2 protein-coding genes are annotated in these 1,164 nt (G+C 39.6%); both read left to right on the forward strand.

Features of this window, described 5'->3' with window-relative positions:
- On the forward strand, window positions 1-233 hold a 233-nt coding region (locus tag G5154_RS21075), incomplete at its 5' end, for a hypothetical protein (protein ID WP_421251639.1).
- 385 nt (window positions 234-618) lie between these two features.
- A partial coding sequence (locus tag G5154_RS21080) for a response regulator (RefSeq protein ID WP_421251640.1) occupies window positions 619-1,164 on the forward strand: 546 nt, incomplete at its 3' end.

Consider the following 1,164-nt stretch of genomic DNA (forward strand, 5'->3'; position numbering starts at 1 on the left):
GCGCAATCAGAGTCTTTTTCATCTTGATATTTCCTACACATTTTCTGATGGGGGCATTTGCTGCCACCCGTTTGATTCCACGCACCCAAGGTGCATTCCCTTTCCAGCTTGCAGGACTTGTTTGCCCAAGCAACTCTGCCGATTACCGAAGCGTGATGCCTCGCCAATCAGCTCATATTTTCGCCGACAAAGATACTGGACGGACCTGCCTGAATCGATTTAATGATGTGTAGGAAAAGTCCTAAAAGGTGGTTGTTGTATGCAACTTAAATGAGTGCTGACCTGACTGCTTTACAGATGGATTTGTTGCTCGCTATTTATTTGATTTATATGGTTTTTATGCTTTTATTTAAAATCAAATAGTCATTGTGATTTTTTATGGTGGATTGTATGAACTCGTCAGAGACAATGATATCGAGAGAAAGGAGCCAAAAGAAATCTGTTACGCATAACGCTATGATTTATATCGCTAAAATTGAGCATTGCAAGCTGGGAATGGCACTGAAATTAGCAAATGGTTTAAATGTGTAACATGTTATTAATATCTGGGTGCTATATGGTGCATATGCTGCATTTATAGTTAGTATGCGCAGCATCAAATTTTTAGTAGGTAGATATATGGCAAAAATATTGATAGTGGATGATCACCCAGCCATCAGGATGGCTGTTCGTATTCTGTTGCAGCAAGACGATCATCATATTGTCGCTGAGGTTGATAATGGCGTGGATGCTATTTTGGTTGCACGTACAAATAACCCTGACATAGTCATTCTAGATATAGGCATTCCTAAGCTAGATGGTGTTGAGGTTATTAAAAGACTTAAGGATATGGATGCTGAAATTAAAGTTGTAATATTATCTGCTCAAGCTACACATCATATTATGGTGCGCTGCTTGCAAGCTGGTGCAGATGGGTTTATATCAAAGTTAGATGATCTTTCTTTGCTGAAAAGTGTACTTGTTAAAATTGGTAAAGGCCAGCTGTGCTTCCCTAGAAATGTAATGGCCGGGGCGAGGTATGCTCATGAAGTTGATCGCGAAGATGTCTTATCTGTCCTCTCTGATAGAGAAATGAGTGTGTTAATGCAAATATGTCAGGGGCATACCAACAAACAAATTGCAGAGAGTATGTTGCTTAGTGAAAAAACAGTCAGTACGTACAAA

The organism is Aeromonas sp. 600527 (assembly GCF_049175415.1).
Lineage (GTDB): Bacteria > Pseudomonadota > Gammaproteobacteria > Enterobacterales > Aeromonadaceae > Aeromonas > Aeromonas veronii_A.